At 38.2% G+C, this 1420-nt stretch carries 2 protein-coding genes; both read right to left on the reverse strand.

Annotated features, from left to right (window positions below):
• Window positions 1–30 precede the first annotated feature (30 nt).
• The gene (locus ACYVTD_RS12790) at window positions 31–630 is read right to left on the reverse strand and encodes a hypothetical protein (protein WP_461248130.1); all 600 of its coding nucleotides are present in this window, start codon (window positions 628–630) and stop codon (window positions 31–33) included.
• Between the two features lie 49 nt (window positions 631–679).
• On the reverse strand, window positions 680–1303 hold the full coding sequence (locus ACYVTD_RS12795; protein ID WP_461248131.1) for a hypothetical protein: 624 nt from the start codon (window positions 1301–1303) through the stop codon (window positions 680–682).
• Window positions 1304–1420 lie beyond the last annotated feature (117 nt).

Genomic DNA, 1420 nt, shown 5'->3' on the forward strand with positions numbered 1-1420 from the left:
GATATATCGCGCAAAATGTTATTAGAAAACTCAAGAGGGATGCGACCGATCGAAAGAGCGATAGATGATAAGGATATGTTGCTTATTCACGAGGACCTTCATTTGAAATCCGCGCTTAATATATTCGCAATTTATACTAAAAGAATTTGCGCTCATATACTGATAAAATTTCCCCGCCATTTCAAGTATCTCTTTTTGCACAGCCTTTATGTCCACATTGCTCTTGCGCAGTATGTCCTTGATTGAAGTCATCGCCCTAATTCGCATTTCCTCAGCATTTAACTCAACCTGTTCCATATCACACCCAAGAGGATATCGACCATTTTCTAAAACATAGTCCATAACGCCAGCTTCTAAATACGAGTTCTCATTAACCATCGAGCTGTCTTTTTTCAATTTAGCAATGGCGTCTTTTCTCAACCAATTGCACACTATCCTTATTTCTTCTAAAGCAGCGCTCCTAGAAAACTTTGTGCTTTCCCCAAAGAGCTTCTGTGCTTCGGCGTTAATCCCCTTGTACGCCTCAGCAATGTTCTCATCCGCCGTTTTCCTGAGCCCATCAGTATCAAGGCATATTTTTTTTATTCTGTCCAACGCTTCCTGATTAATTTTTCCTTTGTATATCATCATATTCCCCAATCATTTTTTTATAACATTTTGCGCGATATATCAAACAGCATTATCTAATAGGATTTCTTCGCCCTAATTCCATGTCAACATTCTTTTTTATTTCAAGCAATTCTTCTGTCTTCATTTTTGAGACATCAATAGTCACTTTAAACTGCTCCGGCTTTTCCTCAGCACCCTTTTTTAGTTCTTGAATAACGCTTACTTCTTCGACGCCAAGTTCTTTATCAAGCTTAGCAGCTAAAGGTTCTATAACCCTAGATTTAATCGTCGCCTCATCATATTTATTCGTTGAAGTAGGTTTACCGATCCATTCATCATATGCATGTTCGCCTACTGAATGAAAATATATCAAAATCGGGTTCCCCGCCTCGTTATTCCCGGCGAACCTAGTTACTCTGCCATCTTTTAGAATAACTTCTCTTCCCACTTCAAGGTTTTTAAAATCATAGTTTTGAGTTAAGTATTTAAAACGATTAGATTTAACATCCGGTATAAACGCAGGTCGCACTTCATGCGTTTGTGAAACTTTCTTTTGCGCAGGTTCTCCAGTACCAAATGTAAATACTCCCATGTCATGCTCGTCTGGATTGTGGTTTTCGGTCATAACCCATGTCGAAAGCGATGCACGAACAGCCTCGCGCTCTTTCGGCAATCTTAATTCAAAATCGTTCATTTTTCTGCTCCTTAAAAGTTTTATCTTATATTGTATTTATATCTGCATCTTTTTTATGCATTTCTTTTACGGTTTTGAAGGAGAAACAACAATAACACTCTAACTGTCCATGCTAAA

Source organism: Treponema sp. R6D11, assembly GCF_054786075.1.

Bases quoted from the DNA above. Each gene is read 5' to 3' on its own strand.
- ACYVTD_RS12790 (WP_461248130.1), bottom strand. From the start codon at position 630: ATGATGATATACAAAGGAAAAATTAATCAGGAAGCGTTGGACAGAATA.
- ACYVTD_RS12795 (WP_461248131.1), bottom strand. From the start codon at position 1,303: ATGAACGATTTTGAATTAAGATTGCCGAAAGAGCGCGAGGCTGTTCGT.